Here is a 15536-nt window from a genome sequence, read left to right as displayed (position 1 = left end):
GGTTAAAGTCCATTTGCGAGGTTTTATTATGGTACTTCATCTAGTCTGGCTTATCCCTGCTGCTATATTTGCTCTATTATGTTATCGAGAACCCAGAAGTTTATTCAATGCTTATCTCCTGACCTTCACTCTTATGATGATGGGAATTGTTTTAGCAGGGCTTACGATTGTTAGTCTTGAGCGATTTATTGGCTATACACCAGCTATTATCTTGTTTTTGGCAATACCCTTTAGTGTTTTCGCTTCTACTGTTTATTTGTTTTTTAATGGTCGCAAAATGGTGCAGCTAGAGGGGCTTAGATTGGCCAATCTACTATCGCTTCTCTACGGCCTAGCTATCGTGGGGGTGGGTCTGTTGCATTTTTTCGCTCCACGGTCATTTCTAGCAAATTTGATTTCCTTCGCTGATCTGCTCCTATTTTACGGAACCTTTCTCTATCTTTCCTATATCATCTACGCCTTCTTTTTAAATATCTTTCCAGTCAAGAAAGAGCCCCAAACTATCATTATCCTCGGCTCAGGATTGTTTGGAGACAAGGTGCCTCCCCTGCTGGCTCAACGCTTGGATAAAGGGCTAGCCATCTATGAGAAGTTTAATCGGAAGCCAGTCATCATTGTTTCTGGCGGTCAAGGAGATGACGAGTTAATTTCCGAAGCAGAGGCCATGGCAAGATATTTGATGGAAAAAGGAGTCCCAGCTGACAGTATTCTCCTTGAAAATAGATCTCGCACAACATTTGAAAATCTCACATTCAGTAAGCAGCTTATGTTAGCACAGGGACTAGAGCAAGATCGGGTTGTCCTTGTCACAAATTCTTTCCACGCGCTACGTGCTGGCATCTACATGAAACAGGTTGGTCTCAAAGGCCGCAGTATTGGTTCTCGCACAGCCTTCTATTTTCTTCCCTCAGCTTGGATCCGAGAAACTGCTGGCTTAATCCGTATCTACTGGAAATGGCATGCTTTTATCATCGGAAGTCTGCTGCTTCGCTACCTTTTCTTCCTATTTTAGACATTATTTTCATTGTAAAAATTCTTAGAAAATAGTATAATCAAGGTAAAAAATGGAGGTCCGTCTATGATGAAATTTACCATTGATAAAAGTTTAGCAGAACTTGGCATTAAGAGTGTGGTCCTTGGCATTGCTAGAAACGTTGATCCTCAAGCAGCTTTATCAGAAGCCTTTCTCCAGAAACAGAAGGAAGCCGAAAACTGGGCTTTGAATTGCAATCTAGCAGAAATCACTGACCATCCGACCATCCAAGGCTACTGTGATTTACTGCAGAAAGTGGGGCGCAGTATTAAAAAGAACCCGCCAACAGTACCAGCTCTGATCCGCAACATCCAACACCGCGGCTCCATTCCAAGGATTAACAGTGTCATTGATATTTATAATGTGGAATCCTTGCATTCTCTTCTGGCTATCGGTGGGCATGACCTTGATAAAATCGGTGATGAGATTGAGTTTACTGTCAGTCAGAAGGACGATATTTTCCTCCCTATCTTATCCAAAGAAAAGCATGTAGCTCCGACTGACTATGTCTATCGAGATGAAAAAGGTATCCTTGCTTGGCTTGATGTTCGTGACAGCGACCTTTATAAATTTGATGATAGCACCAAAAATGCCATTTTCATTATCCAAGGAAATGCCCATACATCTGTCCAAATGCGACTAGACGCCCTCGAACGCATTCACCAAGATTTAGCGGCAGCCATGCCAAATCTCGAATTTGAAACCCATGTCATTCAAGTAGACGATCTTTAAGCAAGTTTTCACCCGACAAGCTTTTGGTTTAAAACTACATCAAAATGATTATTCAAAAAGGAAACTCAGCTGAGTTTCCTTTTATATATATATCTAAATTTCTTTCTTATCCGAAAATTGGCTCATATACAAGTCATGATAGAATCCCTTGTCGGCCAGCAGCGACTCATGATTGCCCTGCTCAATGATTTGTCCATCCTTGAGCACCAAAATCTTATCCGCTTCTTGGATAGTAGACAAGCGGTGCGCAATGACAAAGCTCGTCCGCCCCTGCATAAGAGTTTTCATGGCTTTCTGAATCAAGAGCTCCAAACGAGTGTCAACTGACGAAGTCGCCTCATCCAAAATCAGAATCTTAGGATCAGCCAAAAGAGCCCGTGCGATCGTCAGGAGTTGCTTTTGACCTAGCGAGATATTGCTAGATTCCTGATTCATTTCCATATTGTAGCCACCTGGTAAGGTGCGGATAAAGTGATCCACATTAGCTGATTTGGCTGCTTCCATAATCTCCTCATCGGTAGCATCAAGGTTACCAAAGCGAAGATTTTCCTTGATAGTTCCTTCATAAAGCCAAGCGTCCTGCAGAACCATACCAAATTGCTTGCGATAATCTTGACGCGATAGCTGGCGAATATCGTGACCGTCCACGCTGATAGAGCCTTTAGTCACATCGTAGAAACGCATGAGCAGGTTGATCAGAGTCGTCTTACCAGCTCCAGTCGGACCGACAATAGCCACCATTTCACCCGGCTGGACTTCCAGATTAAAGTTGCGAATCAGCGGCTTGTCTGCCACATATTGGAAGTCTACATCTTTGAAGCTGACTTGACCAGTCAAGTCCTTGTCTAGCTGGACAGTATTGTCCATGACTTCATCTGGCTCATCCAAAATCTGGAAAATCCGATCCAACGAAGACTTAGCACTCTGGAGCTGACCAGCCAGCTGGGTAAGGTTTTGGATAGGCTGATTGACCTGCCAGACGTACTGGACAAAGGCTTGCATATTCCCGATAGTCAATTGACCAGCAATAACCTGTAAACCGCCTACCAGAGCGACGATGAGATAGGTTAAATCAGAAATCGCATTAAGGACGGGCATCATGAGCCCTGAGATAAAGCTGGCTTTAAAGCCGACTTCCTGTAGATTTTGAGTAATAGCTCGAAAATCTTCAGCCGAAGTTTCTTCCCGACCATAAAGCTTGAGAACATTGAAGCCTGACAGATTTTCCTGAACGAATCCATTCATAGCGCCCAACACATCCGCCTGCTGCTTAAAGTAAGGCTGGGATTTTTTGAGGATAATTCTTGCTCCCAAGTAGGTCAGAGGAATGCTGACGATAACGATCAAGGCCAGCTGGAGATTCAGATACAAAACCATCCCGATGACCAAAATCAGGGTCATGACGGCATTGACCACCTGCAAAAAGCTTTGTTGGAGAGCATTTGAGACGGTCTCCACATCGCTGGTAAAGTGCCCAATCAAATCACCAAATTGGTGCTTGTCAAAGTACGAAACAGGAATTTGATTGATCTTATGACTAAGCTCATTGCGCATGTCGCGAACGGTGCTCTGCACAGCATTGGTCATGAAATAGTTAGAGAAATAGGAACCAATCTCATAAAAGAGGGCACGAATAAAGTAGAGCAGCATGATCCAAGCCACATAGCTGCTATTGATGGCTGCACCGGGTACTCCCTTGGCCATATCCAGCAGATTTTGCGTCAGCTCAGTGATAGCAAGCCCTAGGACAAAAGGCTCTAGGACACTCATGACCACGCTGACAATCTTTAGGAAGACTGCAAGAAGCACGGCTGCTTTATAGACTTTTAGATAGCCCCATAAGCGGACAAAACTATTTTCTTTCATCTCTTCCTCCTATTCTTCTGTTAGTGATTGGCTGTTGAGCTGGGAATTGGCAATTTCGCGATAGATGGCATTATTTTCCATCAGTTCCTCATGCCGGCCGCGACCCACGATTTCACCCTTGTCTAAGACAATGATTTGATCCGCATCCATAATGGTGCCGACTCGCTGAGCCACGATGAGAACCGTTGCATCCTGAGTCACTTCCTTGAGTCGGCGGCGCAAAGTCGCATCCGTTTTGTAGTCCAGAGCCGAGAAGGAATCGTCAAAGATATAAATATCCGGCTCCTTGACAACCGCACGCGCAATGGACAGGCGTTGCTTTTGACCACCAGATAGATTGCTTCCACCTTCAGCCAAATGGGTCTCGTAACGCTCTTCTCTGCTTTCGATAAAGTCGCGAGCCTGAGCCACATCTGCTGCTTGATTGAGCTCCTCAGAGCTAGCATCTTCCTTACCATAGCGGATATTTTCAGCGATCGTCCCAGTAAATAGCAGAGCTTTCTGCGGGATAAAACCAATCTTCTGACGGAGAGCTTTTAGATTATAAGCGCGGACATCCACACCATCCACCAAAATCTTACCCAAGGTCACATCATAGAAACGCGGAATCAGCTGAACTAAGGAAGACTTACCAGAACCTGTGGAGCCGATAAAGGCGATCGTTTCCCCCGGCTTGGCCTTGAAAGAAATATTATGCAGGACAGGATTTTCCGTCTCACCTGGATAGGCAAAGGTCACGTTGTCAAATTCCAGATAGCCATGAGTCGCAGTTTCCGTGATCCCATTCTCATTTGGATCGATGGAAATCGGCATATCCATGACTTCCTTCAGTCGCTCGCTAGAGACCGCCGTCCGTGGATACATGGTAAAGAGACTGGACAGGAGCAGGAAGGACAGAAGGGCATGGAAACTGTACTCGATAAAGGCGACCAAATCCCCGATTTTCAACTCGCCGCTGCCTAGTGGTTTCAGGGAAAACCAGACAATGGCCACAATCATGGCAATGATAATCTGCACAAAGAGAGGCTCTGTCAAACCCGTCAATTTAAAGAGACGGTTGGAATTGTCCGCATAGATTTCATTTTCATTAGCGAAGCGCTCTTCCTGAAATTCCTCACGGGCAAAGGCTCGAATGACCCGCAGACCAGTCAGATTTTCCCGAGCATACTGGTTGATCTTGTCCAGTGTCTTCTGCTGCTTTTCAGACAGGGGACGCGTCTTGACCGCCACATACCAGACTACGATTGCCAAAAAAGGCACTGAAATCGCCACAATCCAAGCCATGGACGGACTGGTCAAGAAAATCATGAGGATGGACGACAGCATCATGATAGGCGTGATAGCTCCCATCTTGAGAGTTTGCTCAGCAAACTGCATAAGGACAAAGGCATCACTGGTAATACGCGTCACCAGCGAAGAAACGCCAATCTGCTCGTACTCATGATGGGAATACTCCTGCAGCTTGTCATAGAGATCATTCCGCATATCTCGCACCATGCTGGTCGTTAATTTCCCAGCAGCATAGGAAAGGACGATCCGCCCCAAAATCCCAAGAATAATAACCAGCAGCATGATAAAGCCCCAGAAATACAGGCGTTCCTGATCACCCTGGTTAATCCCTTCGTCAATCATACGCGCCAAAACCGTTGGCAGCCCTAGATTGACCACTACAAAAAAGATGGCCGCCACAAAATCCAGCACCAGCCACTTGGGGTAGCGTTTTAAATATGACCAAATGTAAAGCATAATCCCTCCATTTTCTATAATAATAAAAAAGCACTGAAGAGTACTTTTATACAGAAAAGAGCGCGCAAATGCACGCTTTATTAAGAATATTATAGCAGAAATATGAAAAATCGTAAAGACTGACACTGATATCTTTTCTTTCAACTCATATGATGCTTTAAGAATATAGCACTTAGAATGATTTCTTACGCCCTAATAAAAAAACAATTACAAAAAAGAACCCGAGAACTATTTTGTCTCAGTTTTTTTGTGGCCAAGAGACTATTGACCCAGACTCTTAGTGGAAAATGAAATCATTCTCCACCCTATTTCGCCTTTTGACATTGCTCAAAACCTTGCTACACTGGGATTCCGCAATGTAATTGCGTACCCTTATTATTTAAGAATTACTTCAAATTGTTTCACCATTGTATTCATCATGAGTACCTCCTATATAATAGATATTTTTTGTCAGATTGTAACCCTGACAAGTTCAGTATAGCAGAACAAAAGAGATTTTTACTGCAAAGTCTTTAAATGTACGATTTTCATCACGAAACGTATTTTTTCATGATTTGTAACCATTCATTTTATTTTAATTATAAACCATGACATAAGAAAACGAGTATCTTCAACTATGGAATACTCGTTTTTTTGATAGTTAGAAGTGGGGTTTTGCCTAGCCTCTATGTAACATGCTCAAAACTTTTTAAAATACATTACTATTAAAAGAGCTAATAACCTAATGAAGTGTCAAATGTTGCTAACTCCACTTATCTTCAAATTTAAATAGACACATTATTGGAGTTATCAGTAAGAAAAAATCTAACCAATTTAGATAATTCATAATATAGGATATAATACCAGCCATAACGAAAAGGTACAAAGCCACCTACGATAGCCCCCCAGTTGCGCAAATCAATTAAGCTTGAGGGCCTCCAGCAATACAGGATTGTCCTGCCTGAAATGCACCCAAAAGTTAGACAAAAAATATTAGCTTCTAAAAATTATATAGTGGGCAAAATCACTATAGGAATTATGAAGCCTATTTAATTGTTTACCTTTGACAGATCATGAGATTGTACAAAAGGTTCTCTTCTACTCTCAAGACCTCAGTGAGCATAATGATTCTATCGACTCTTACTCTTTCATTTTCAATGAAAAAAACCATCTATAGACTCATCAAAGCAAGGATAGATTTCCCTAACTCACTACAATTCACAAAAAATCAAAGAGCCCACCAAACTTTCGTTTAGTGGGCTCTTGGTGGGGAATGAAATCATTTACCACCCTATTTCGCTTTTTGACATTGCTCAAAACCTTGCTACGCTGGGATTTCGCAATGTAATTGCGTACCCTTATTATTTAAGAGTAACTGAAGCTCCAGCTTCTTCCAATTTAGCTTTAATTTCTTCAGCTTCTGCTGCTGCAACGCCTTCTTTAACAAGAGCTGGTGCACCATCAACAAGTTCTTTAGCTTCTTTAAGTCCAAGACCTGTGATTTCACGTACAACTTTGATAACGCCGACTTTCTTGTCGCCTGCAGCTGTCAATTCAACGTCGAATGAATCTTTAGCAGCTTCTTCAGCACCACCAGCAGCAGCTACAGCTACAGGAGCAGCCGCAGTTACACCAAATTCCTCTTCGATAGCTTTTACAAGATCGTTCAATTCAAGGATTGAAGCTTCTTTAATTTCAGCAATAATGTTTTCAATGTTCAATGCCATTGTTATTTCCTCCAAATAAGTTTATATTTTATAATTTATTTCTAGCCGAGGGCTAGGCTGCGTAGCTTAGGATTAAGCTGCGTTTTCTTTGTTGTCTGCAACTGCTTTGACAGCAAGTGCAACGTTGCGAACTGGCGCTTGAAGTACAGAAAGGAGCATAGAAAGAAGTCCTTCGCGGTTTGGAAGAGTTGCAAGTGCAACGATTTCTTCTTTTGATGCGACAGCGCCTTCGATAGCACCACCTTTGATTTCAAGTGCGTCAGCAGTTTTAGCAAAATCGTTCAAGATTTTCGCTGGTGCGATAACATCTTCGTTAGAAAATGCTACTGCAGATGGTCCAACAAATACTGATGCAAGATCTTCAAGACCAGCTTTTTCAGCTGCACGACGTAAGATTGAGTTTTTAATGACTTTGTACTCAACTTCGCTTCCACGAAGCTCACGACGAAGAACTGTATCTTGCTCAACTGTCAAACCACGAGCGTCCACAACAACGATTGATGCAGCAGCTTTCATTTTCTCAGCTACTACGTCAACTAATTCCGCTTTTTTAGCAATAATTGCTTCACTCATTTAGTGTTTCACCTCCGTAATTATTTTGCTTGGGACATTTTCCCAAAAGAAAAACGCGCCCAAACCTAGACACGAAAGTACAATACGCTTCTTTTACATGATACGTTTTGTCCTCGGTAGGATTTTTATGAGTCGAGCTCCCCTACTGTCTTAGGCAGTTTTTTCAAACCATTGATAATTATAGCAAAAGAAAAAAAAGATTGCAAGCTTTTTGTGCAATCTTTTTACTTTTTATGCATTTTTAGGAAAAGTCTTGTCAAGCAAGGCTTTACTAGCATCGTCAGCAGGCACCCAGCCATCAGTGAAAACTCGGTCTTTTATCCAAAGACGATTATAGAAAAAGGCCCAAAATAAGTTGTAGGCAGTTCCTACAGGTCTCAAGAAATCATCTGGGATAAGAAGCGTTGCAATCACAGCAAATACAAACAGTGAGCCAAGCATGATCCCAAAGTATTTCCAGTCTTTACGAAAGAGAGGAACGAAAAAGTTAAATAGCAAGGTTGTAATAGAGTACATTGGTGACAAAGTCTTAACATTGCTGCCATCTGGTGCTTGAATAGTAAGTTTATTCATCAAGATCTCCTTAAATATAAAAATATTAATAAAGTTTAACAAATTTTATATGTTTGTCAATTTAGACAGATCTAGACGGGAATCAGAGCATCACTTCTTACAAAAAATGTAGCCCTAGGGCTACATTTTAATCTACATAATGTTCTTCTTTTTTATTGAACCAAGCGTATGGCAGACCGATCAGAAGACCACCACCAATCAAGTTCCCTACGAAGGTCACAGCCCAGTGACGCAGGATATTTCCAATACCAAAATTTGCCACCTCTGATGCAGCTGAGCTAAATTTGACGATAGCAAAAGAAGCAAAGTTAGCTGCCAAGTGTTCGTTGGTTAAGAAAACAAACATATAAATAGCTGAAATAACCAAGAAAAGCTTAGCTGTACTATCTTTCACCAAGACGAAGGAAAGAATCGCAATATTAACAAATACATTGGCGAGTATTCCCTCAAGTAAAATAAGTTCATTTGAACGGGCAAGCTTCATCTGCACAACACCAGCAATGAAACTTTCCTTGCTAAGTCCCGCATAAGCCGCCGAATTAGCAAAGAGCCACCCAGCAATCAGAGCCCCAATCAAGTTAAAGAAAGTACAATAGAACAAAATAATCAATGCTTTTTTCCAGTCAATCTTCTTCAAGAAAGTACCAGCTGTCAAAAACATCATGTTGGAAGTCACCAGCTCAGCATTCAAAAAGACGATGTAGGCCAATCCCCAAGCAAAGATAAAAGGAAAGAGAAAGCGACCCGTTCCTGGGACAATCTTATTTGTCAGGTCTGCTGCAATAGCTCCTGCTCCTGTACTGAAAGTCAGAAAGGCCCCCGCAAAGATAGAGCGGACAGCATACTTCCCTTTGCTTGTGTCGAACAAGCCTTCTTTCTTACGACAAGCTGCTTCTATTTTTGGAATAAATGTCGATTCGACCATAATAATTCTCCTCTAAGTTAAACTATGTACAGTATATCACAAACTTTTATTTTTCGAAAGCGTTTTCTGTAAGTTTTTTTCTAAATTTGAACTTGAAATTGGATTGCTATATTTCAAGTTCTTAGTTCGCCTGCTAGCCGCCTTATATCTTCTGGCCGAGTTCGACAGCAACCACCAAAAAGCTGAACGCCCTGCTTCTTCCAAAGATGGCTGTAATCAGTTAAACAGAGCTGCTGCTCAGGATTGTCCTGCCAAGTATTCGTCACCCCATTATAGACCTCTCCAGAATTTGGATAGGCTAGTAAGGGCTTATCGCACACCTGTTTTAACTTTTCTAATAAAGGAGCAATCAAATGTGGAGCTGTGCAGTTAAAACCGACAGCCAATACTTGTGGACTCGACTGAGCCAAGCGCCCAACTTCTTCTATTAGTGTTCCATCTGAAATCGCTGATGCCGTTTGAGCAGTAAAAGATAAATAGGCTTCCACCTGCGGAAATTCTTCTGCTAACAAGTGAACAAGCGCCTCTGTTTCTGCTCCGTTAGGAATTGTTTCAAGTGCCAATAAATCACAGCCCGCGTTCAGCAAGTCTTGAATGCGCGGACGATGAAAGTCTTTAAATTCCTCCTCACTCAAGCGATAGGATCCTGTGTACTCCGAACCATCAGCCAGGTAAGCAGCATAAGGCCCGACCGATCCAGCTGTCAAAGGATAAGAGCGCTGCTTCTGTTCATCTAGCGATAATCTCCCCCAGACATTTTTAACTGCTGCCTGTGCCAAAAGGACTGTTTTTTTGAAGATTTCATGAGCCTTATCTAAACTCAATCCTTCTTCGACAAAAGCTGGAATGCTGGCCTGATAACTGGAAGTGGTGATAATATCACTGCCCGCCCGAACATAGTCCTCATGCAGGTCTTGGATAATCTGAGGATTCTCAAGCAAGTACTTGGCTGACCAAAGCCGACCAGAAACATCATAGCCCTGCCTCTCCAACTCTGTTCCCAAAGCACCATCTAGAATTATTATGTCTTGCTTTTCAAGTAAGTCTTTAAATGCTCCCATTCTTGCTCCTCAAGCTCTTTCTAAAATAACAGCTTAGTCAGTTTTGCTAAAGATAAATAAGTCTGCTTATTTGAAATGATCGTCTACTTCATTAGTAAAACGCAAAAAAGAGATTATTACAATCTCTTTTTCTTATCTAGTTATGTGATGCCCATGCTTGGTCTGTTTCCAGAACATCTTGAGTCGTGTATTGTCCACGATAAGGATTGTAAACCATATTAGAGGCTCCTGTCTGATAGCTAGGTGAATCAAACTGAGTCAGATTATAAGCTTCAATCAGATAGTTCAATTTCGCATAGTAGTTACTATCCGTCGCATACACACCAGTCAAGGCAGCTGTCGCGTCTTGATAAGTCGGGGCATTGCTCTTCCAGGCCCCTGCAAAATGACTTTGTCTCAAGACATAGACATAATCCTGAAGTGATTCAGCGTAGCTTGAGTAAGAGCGGAATTGATCATTGATTGCGTAGGTATTCCCCTGACCGTCTTCTTCCAAGGTCTCCATCGTCGCTGACTGACCGTTATACGCCCCTTTAACACCAAAAATATTATAGTGAGGATATCCTGACAGACCAGACTGGCCATAGCCACTTTCTAAAATAGCTTGTGCAATCATTACAGAAGCGTACAGATCATTGTCTTGGGCCAACTGGCGAGCTGGCTCACTGATTTGTGAAATGAAATATTCTGTTTGGCTCAATGGTTGCTGAACAGCATCATTTGCACTTGCTGGCTTGACTTGATTTGACAAAGCGAGACCAACGACAACAGTTGAGGCCATCACTGCCAAACCTGTCAAAAGTTTTTTTCTTTCTTTTGAAATTCTCTTTTTCACAGTCCTTCTCCTGAGTAAGATATTTATTCTACTATTGTAACATACTAAGAACAAAATAACATTAGCAATAAATTACAAGTATATGACATTTTTAGATTTTTAACAAATATAAGTCTCACAAACCACGCTTGTTACAAGTAAAATTTCCTTGTTTGGCGTTATCATTAAGTTATATAGCTCTAGCTAAATATGAAAATAACCTGACTCCAATCCATACGGAATCAGGTTAGGATATTTAAACTTTGAAAGTTCAACTATCTCATTTCCCTTATCATCTGCTATCTAAATTTTGCCCAAAATCGCATCCCAAGCTTGATCAAGACCAGTTTTATCAACTGAAGAAAAGATAATAAAATCGTCAGTCTTGTCAAAATCCAACTTTTTCTTAATGGCACTTTCGTGTTTGTTCCATTTACCACGTGGAATTTTATCCGCCTTGGTAGCCACGATGATGACAGGAATTTCATAGTATTTGAGAAACTCGTACATCTGTACATCATCCGCACTAGGGTCATGACGCAGGTCTACCAGACTTACGACCGCTCGCAGATTGTCCCGACTGGTCAGGTATTCCTCAATCATTTTGCCCCATTTAGCACGCTCTGTTTTCGAAACCTTGGCATAGCCGTAACCAGGAACATCCACAAAACGGAGCTTATCATCGATATTGAAAAAGTTCAATAGTTGCGTTTTACCAGGCTTGCCTGAAGTCCGTGCTAGATTCTTACGATTGAGCAGAGTATTGATAAAACTAGATTTACCAACATTGGAGCGACCCGCCAAGGCGATTTCCGGGATATCATCCTGCGGGTAATGCGATTTATTGGCTGCACTCAGTAAAATCTCAGCATTATGTGTATTGATTTCCATAAGCTTCCCCTAGGCAGTTTCCAAGATTGGCTTGTCTGTGCCGTCCACTGCTTCCTTCGTGATACGAACCAGCTTGACATTTTCCTGACTCGGCACTTCAAACATGACATCCATCATGGTTTCTTCAATAATTGAACGAAGGCCACGCGCACCTGTCTTGCGTTCGATGGCTTTCCTAGCAATAGCTTGCAGGGCTTCCTCGTCAAATTCAAGTTCAACATCATCATAAGAAAGCAAGGTTTGATATTGCTTCACTAGCGCATTTCTCGGTTCATTCAAAATGCGAACCAAATCATCAACAGTCAGCTGCTCTAGGGCTGCAAAAACTGGCAAACGACCGATCAACTCAGGAATAATTCCAAATTTTTGAATATCGTCAGCAACAATGGCTTGCATATAAGACGCACCTTCATCAATTGCCTTATTATTTTGACCGAAACCGATAATCTTCTCACCAAGACGTTGTTTAACAATTTCTTCGATACCGTCAAAAGCACCACCAACGATAAAGAGAATGTTCTTGGTATCAACCTGAATCATTTCTTGCTGTGGATGCTTACGACCACCCTGAGGAGGCACGCTAGCAACTGTTCCTTCGATAATCTTCAGCAAGGCTTGCTGAACACCCTCACCTGAAACATCACGAGTGATAGAAACATTTTCACTCTTCTTAGCAATCTTATCGATTTCATCCACATAGATGATGCCACGTTCTGCTCGCTCGATATTAAAGTCAGCTGCCTGTAAGAGCTTGAGCAAGATATTTTCCACGTCTTCACCGACATAGCCAGCCTCAGTTAAAGCAGTAGCATCCGCGATAGCAAAAGGAACATTGAGACTGCGCGCCAAGGTCTGAGCCAGGAAGGTTTTCCCAGATCCAGTTGGACCAATCATGAGGATGTTGGATTTTTGCAGCTCCACATCATCCTCTTCGCGGCTATCATGAAAATTGATCCGCTTGTAGTGATTGTAAACAGCAACAGCCAAAGCTCGCTTAGCACGATCCTGACCGATCACATAGTGGTTCAAGATATTGAGCAATTCTTGCGGTTTTGGTACTTCAGAAAGATCAGCTAGAACTTCCTCAGCTAATTCTTCTCGGATAATTTCCTGCGCCAACTCGACACATTCATTACAGATAAAGGCATTGTTGCCCGCAATAATTTTTTGGACTTCGTCCTGATTCTTTCCACAGAAAGAACAATATACCATCATCTCATTATTACGATTTGTAGGCATTTTTTACTCCCATTCTAATTTTCTATTTCATTAATTACATACATCTTAAAAGAGGGTCATGTAAAAAGCATGGATGGAATTAACAAGATTCGTAAAAGCATTTAACAAAAATAAAATAGCTAATCCAAAACGTTTTTTACGAAAAGTCTGAAAGGAACAAATCAGACAAATCGCGCACAAAAAGGCCGTAAAAAAACCAAAAACACTTCTTTCCATTCCTATGAACCCTTTCTTTTGAGGATTTTTACGGTGAAATCATACTCATTTTTTTCATCTTTTGGCCGAAAACGACTGCTTACTTCAGCAAACTGTGTCAAATCAAAGTCTGCTGGGAAATAAGTATCGCCTTCTAAGCTAGCATGGATTTCTGTCTTAATCACCTCATCCAATTCATGCTCAAATAAAGAAAAAATTTGACCGCCACCGATAATATAAAGATTCTTCTCTTGCTCTTGGTACCATTTCAATACTGCTGAAAGCTCATGAAATACCAAAACACGCTCATCTTCAATCTGATAATTCCTATCACGTGTCAAAATCAGAGTCTGTCTATTTGGCAGCACGCGCCGATGCATCCCATCAAAAGTCACTCGCCCCATTAAAATCGCATGCCCAGTCGTGATTTCCTTGAAATGTTTCAACTCTGCTGGTAAATGCCATGGCAAGCTTTGGTCTTTGCCAATCAGACCATTTTGATCTTGTGCCCAAATCGCCACAATCTTTTTTGTCATTTCTCTATCCTTCACATTGATATTTCTATTCTATCAAAATTTATTAAAAAAGACTTGTTTGGACCATCACTTCTATCTATTTATTTTTGCCAGCTGATCCAGATAAAAAATCGATAACCTAAAAGATTATCGACTATTCGTTTACTAGGCAAATTACTCTTTCTTCATCTTTTTGACAAAGACAAATCCCACAACAGCAGCCACAAGGCCAAACAAGGAGACATTCAAGAGGATTGAGTCTGTCTTCTTAGGCTCAGCAGTGGCGGCCTCTTTTTTATCCGCTAAGGGATCAATATCGCATCCCTCTCTTTTGACTGACTTACCTTCAGTTGAATCCTCAGCATTGCTTTGCTCGGTCCCTTTGTTTTTAGGGCCTTTTCCATGACAAAGCAAGTCAATCGTATAGGATTTCTTTCCCTGATTTGCCCCATCCGAACCTTGGTCTACAAGCTGTAGAAAATCATCTTCTTCCACTGAAGAATCCGCAATTTGCTCAAGTTGGGACTCTGCCTGCTGGACTTCATCCGCACCCACAACAGCCATCGGTGTCACAGAAACCGATAAGCCAAGCAAACATGAACAAATGCCCAGACTAAAGAGTTTTCTCCTGCTTCTATGTGTTAAAAAATTTGCTTCCATATCAATACCTCCGAGATAGGCACTAGCGAAACACATATATCTATTGTCATTATAGCACTTATAAAATATATTTCAATTATTTGCTCTCGGAAATTTAAAATCCCCGCTGACCTTCACTCAGTAGGAAAAATATAATTAAATCGCTAAATCAAACTTCAGCTGAGGTTTGACTGGATCGTAGTCTAAGAGCTCAAAGTCCTCTGCTTTGATATCAAAGAAATTGCTTCCGTCTGGCACATTTAAAACGAGCCGTGGTTGGCAGTTGCTAGGTTCCCGACGCAATAGCTCCTCCGCCTGCTCGAACTGATTGTCATAGATGTGCAGGTTATTGACAAAGTAAAAGAACTTGCCGACTTTCCAACCGAAATGCTTGGCAATCATCATCTGCAGAGCTACATATTGCATAGCGTTGATGTGGTGAGCCACTAGCATATCATTTGAGCGCTGGGTCAGAGTCGCATCCAGATAAATGTCTCCATCTATACGCCGAACGTCAAACATGGTTTGAAAAGCGCATGGCAGCAGGCCATCTGTTTCTTCGAAAGCTTCATAATCCCAGAGCGAGATGATATTGCGGCGGTTCCAAGGGTTGGCTTTCAGCTGTTGGAGAATTTTATGGATAATATTGTGCTTCTTGACAACAGCTCCGTAGCGCTGACCAATCGTACCCGTATCGCCAACTTCCCAGTCATTCCAGTAGTGAACATTGTATTTATCATTGAGCAGGTCCAGACTATTAGACTGGTCTTGATAGATCCAAAGGACTTCCTTGATGGCAGACTTGATGGCAATAGGGCGCAGAGTTGTGATCGGGAACTCGCCCTTGCTCAAATCGTATTCTGCAAAAGAACCAGTGATATATTTGGAGTTAGCCACATTTCCATCCTTATAACGTGGACGGGCATTTTCAGAAAAAACACCTTGCTCCATAATTTTTTTAATATTCTCTTTAAAAATCGTATCTGCTTTAGTCATAATGTCTCCTGAATCCTTAAATTTTCTTTAGT

General features: G+C 41.8%; 15 protein-coding genes and 1 other annotated feature. Of the genes, 2 read left to right on the top strand and 13 right to left on the bottom strand.

Annotated elements, in window-relative coordinates:
- Positions 1-28 precede the first annotated feature (28 nt).
- Together I872_RS03150 and I872_RS03145 are read left to right on the top strand one after the other, a co-directional pair.
- Positions 29-1012, top strand: a complete 984-nt coding sequence (locus tag I872_RS03150; protein ID WP_015604710.1) for a YdcF family protein — start codon at positions 29-31, stop codon at positions 1010-1012.
- A 69-nt stretch (positions 1013-1081) separates the two neighbouring features.
- The gene (locus I872_RS03145; protein ID WP_041826875.1) at positions 1082-1765 is read left to right on the top strand and encodes a B3/B4 domain-containing protein; all 684 of its coding nucleotides are present in this window, start codon (positions 1082-1084) and stop codon (positions 1763-1765) included.
- A 93-nt stretch (positions 1766-1858) separates the two neighbouring features.
- Here the strand turns inward: I872_RS03145 and I872_RS03140 are convergent, their stop codons facing one another.
- The 13 genes from I872_RS03140 to I872_RS03075 form a co-directional block, all read right to left on the bottom strand.
- Positions 1859-3631: an ABC transporter ATP-binding protein gene (locus I872_RS03140; RefSeq protein WP_015604708.1), complete on the bottom strand. Its 1773-nt coding sequence runs from the start codon at positions 3629-3631 to the stop codon at positions 1859-1861.
- A gap of 9 nt (positions 3632-3640) precedes the next feature.
- Entirely contained in the window at positions 3641-5377 is a 1737-nt protein-coding gene (locus I872_RS03135; RefSeq protein WP_015604707.1) for an ABC transporter ATP-binding protein, read from the bottom strand.
- 1340 nt (positions 5378-6717) lie between these two features.
- Positions 6718-7083, bottom strand: coding sequence for a 50S ribosomal protein L7/L12 (gene rplL / locus I872_RS03130; RefSeq protein ID WP_001196967.1), 366 nt, complete (start codon positions 7081-7083; stop codon positions 6718-6720).
- A 72-nt stretch (positions 7084-7155) separates the two neighbouring features.
- A complete protein-coding gene (rplJ, locus tag I872_RS03125) occupies positions 7156-7656 on the bottom strand; it encodes a 50S ribosomal protein L10 (protein WP_015604706.1) in 501 nt (166 codons plus the stop codon).
- A 38-nt stretch (positions 7657-7694) separates the two neighbouring features.
- Positions 7695-7829: a sequence feature (ribosomal protein L10 leader region), on the bottom strand.
- A gap of 58 nt (positions 7830-7887) precedes the next feature.
- Positions 7888-8229 (bottom strand): hypothetical protein, encoded by a 342-nt coding sequence (locus I872_RS03120; protein WP_015604705.1) that lies wholly within the window; start codon positions 8227-8229, stop codon positions 7888-7890.
- A gap of 127 nt (positions 8230-8356) precedes the next feature.
- Complete coding sequence (locus tag I872_RS03115) at positions 8357-9154, bottom strand: formate/nitrite transporter family protein (protein ID WP_015604704.1); 798 nt, start codon at positions 9152-9154, stop codon at positions 8357-8359.
- A 113-nt stretch (positions 9155-9267) separates the two neighbouring features.
- The gene (mmuM, locus tag I872_RS03110; protein ID WP_015604703.1) at positions 9268-10215 is read right to left on the bottom strand and encodes a homocysteine S-methyltransferase; all 948 of its coding nucleotides are present in this window, start codon (positions 10213-10215) and stop codon (positions 9268-9270) included.
- A gap of 136 nt (positions 10216-10351) precedes the next feature.
- On the bottom strand, positions 10352-11050 hold the full coding sequence (locus tag I872_RS03105; protein ID WP_015604702.1) for a glucosaminidase domain-containing protein: 699 nt from the start codon (positions 11048-11050) through the stop codon (positions 10352-10354).
- Positions 11051-11332: 282 nt separating this feature from the next.
- Positions 11333-11920, bottom strand: coding sequence for a ribosome biogenesis GTP-binding protein YihA/YsxC (gene yihA / locus I872_RS03100; RefSeq protein ID WP_015604701.1), 588 nt, complete (start codon positions 11918-11920; stop codon positions 11333-11335).
- Between the two features lie 9 nt (positions 11921-11929).
- On the bottom strand, positions 11930-13159 hold the full coding sequence (gene clpX, locus I872_RS03095) for an ATP-dependent Clp protease ATP-binding subunit ClpX (protein WP_015604700.1): 1230 nt from the start codon (positions 13157-13159) through the stop codon (positions 11930-11932).
- A 218-nt stretch (positions 13160-13377) separates the two neighbouring features.
- Positions 13378-13890 carry a dihydrofolate reductase gene (locus I872_RS03085; protein WP_015604699.1) on the bottom strand — a complete coding sequence of 171 codons (513 nt, stop codon included), beginning with the start codon at positions 13888-13890 and terminating at the stop codon, positions 13378-13380.
- A gap of 153 nt (positions 13891-14043) precedes the next feature.
- Positions 14044-14529: a hypothetical protein gene (locus I872_RS03080; protein ID WP_015604698.1), complete on the bottom strand. Its 486-nt coding sequence runs from the start codon at positions 14527-14529 to the stop codon at positions 14044-14046.
- 135 nt (positions 14530-14664) lie between these two features.
- The gene (locus I872_RS03075) at positions 14665-15504 is read right to left on the bottom strand and encodes a thymidylate synthase (RefSeq protein ID WP_015604697.1); all 840 of its coding nucleotides are present in this window, start codon (positions 15502-15504) and stop codon (positions 14665-14667) included.
- Between the last annotated feature and the right edge of the window lie 32 nt (positions 15505-15536).

It is taken from the genome of Streptococcus cristatus AS 1.3089 (assembly GCF_000385925.1).
GTDB classification, from domain to species: domain Bacteria; phylum Bacillota; class Bacilli; order Lactobacillales; family Streptococcaceae; genus Streptococcus; species Streptococcus cristatus_B.
This window is presented reverse-complemented; position numbering and strand designations above follow the sequence as displayed.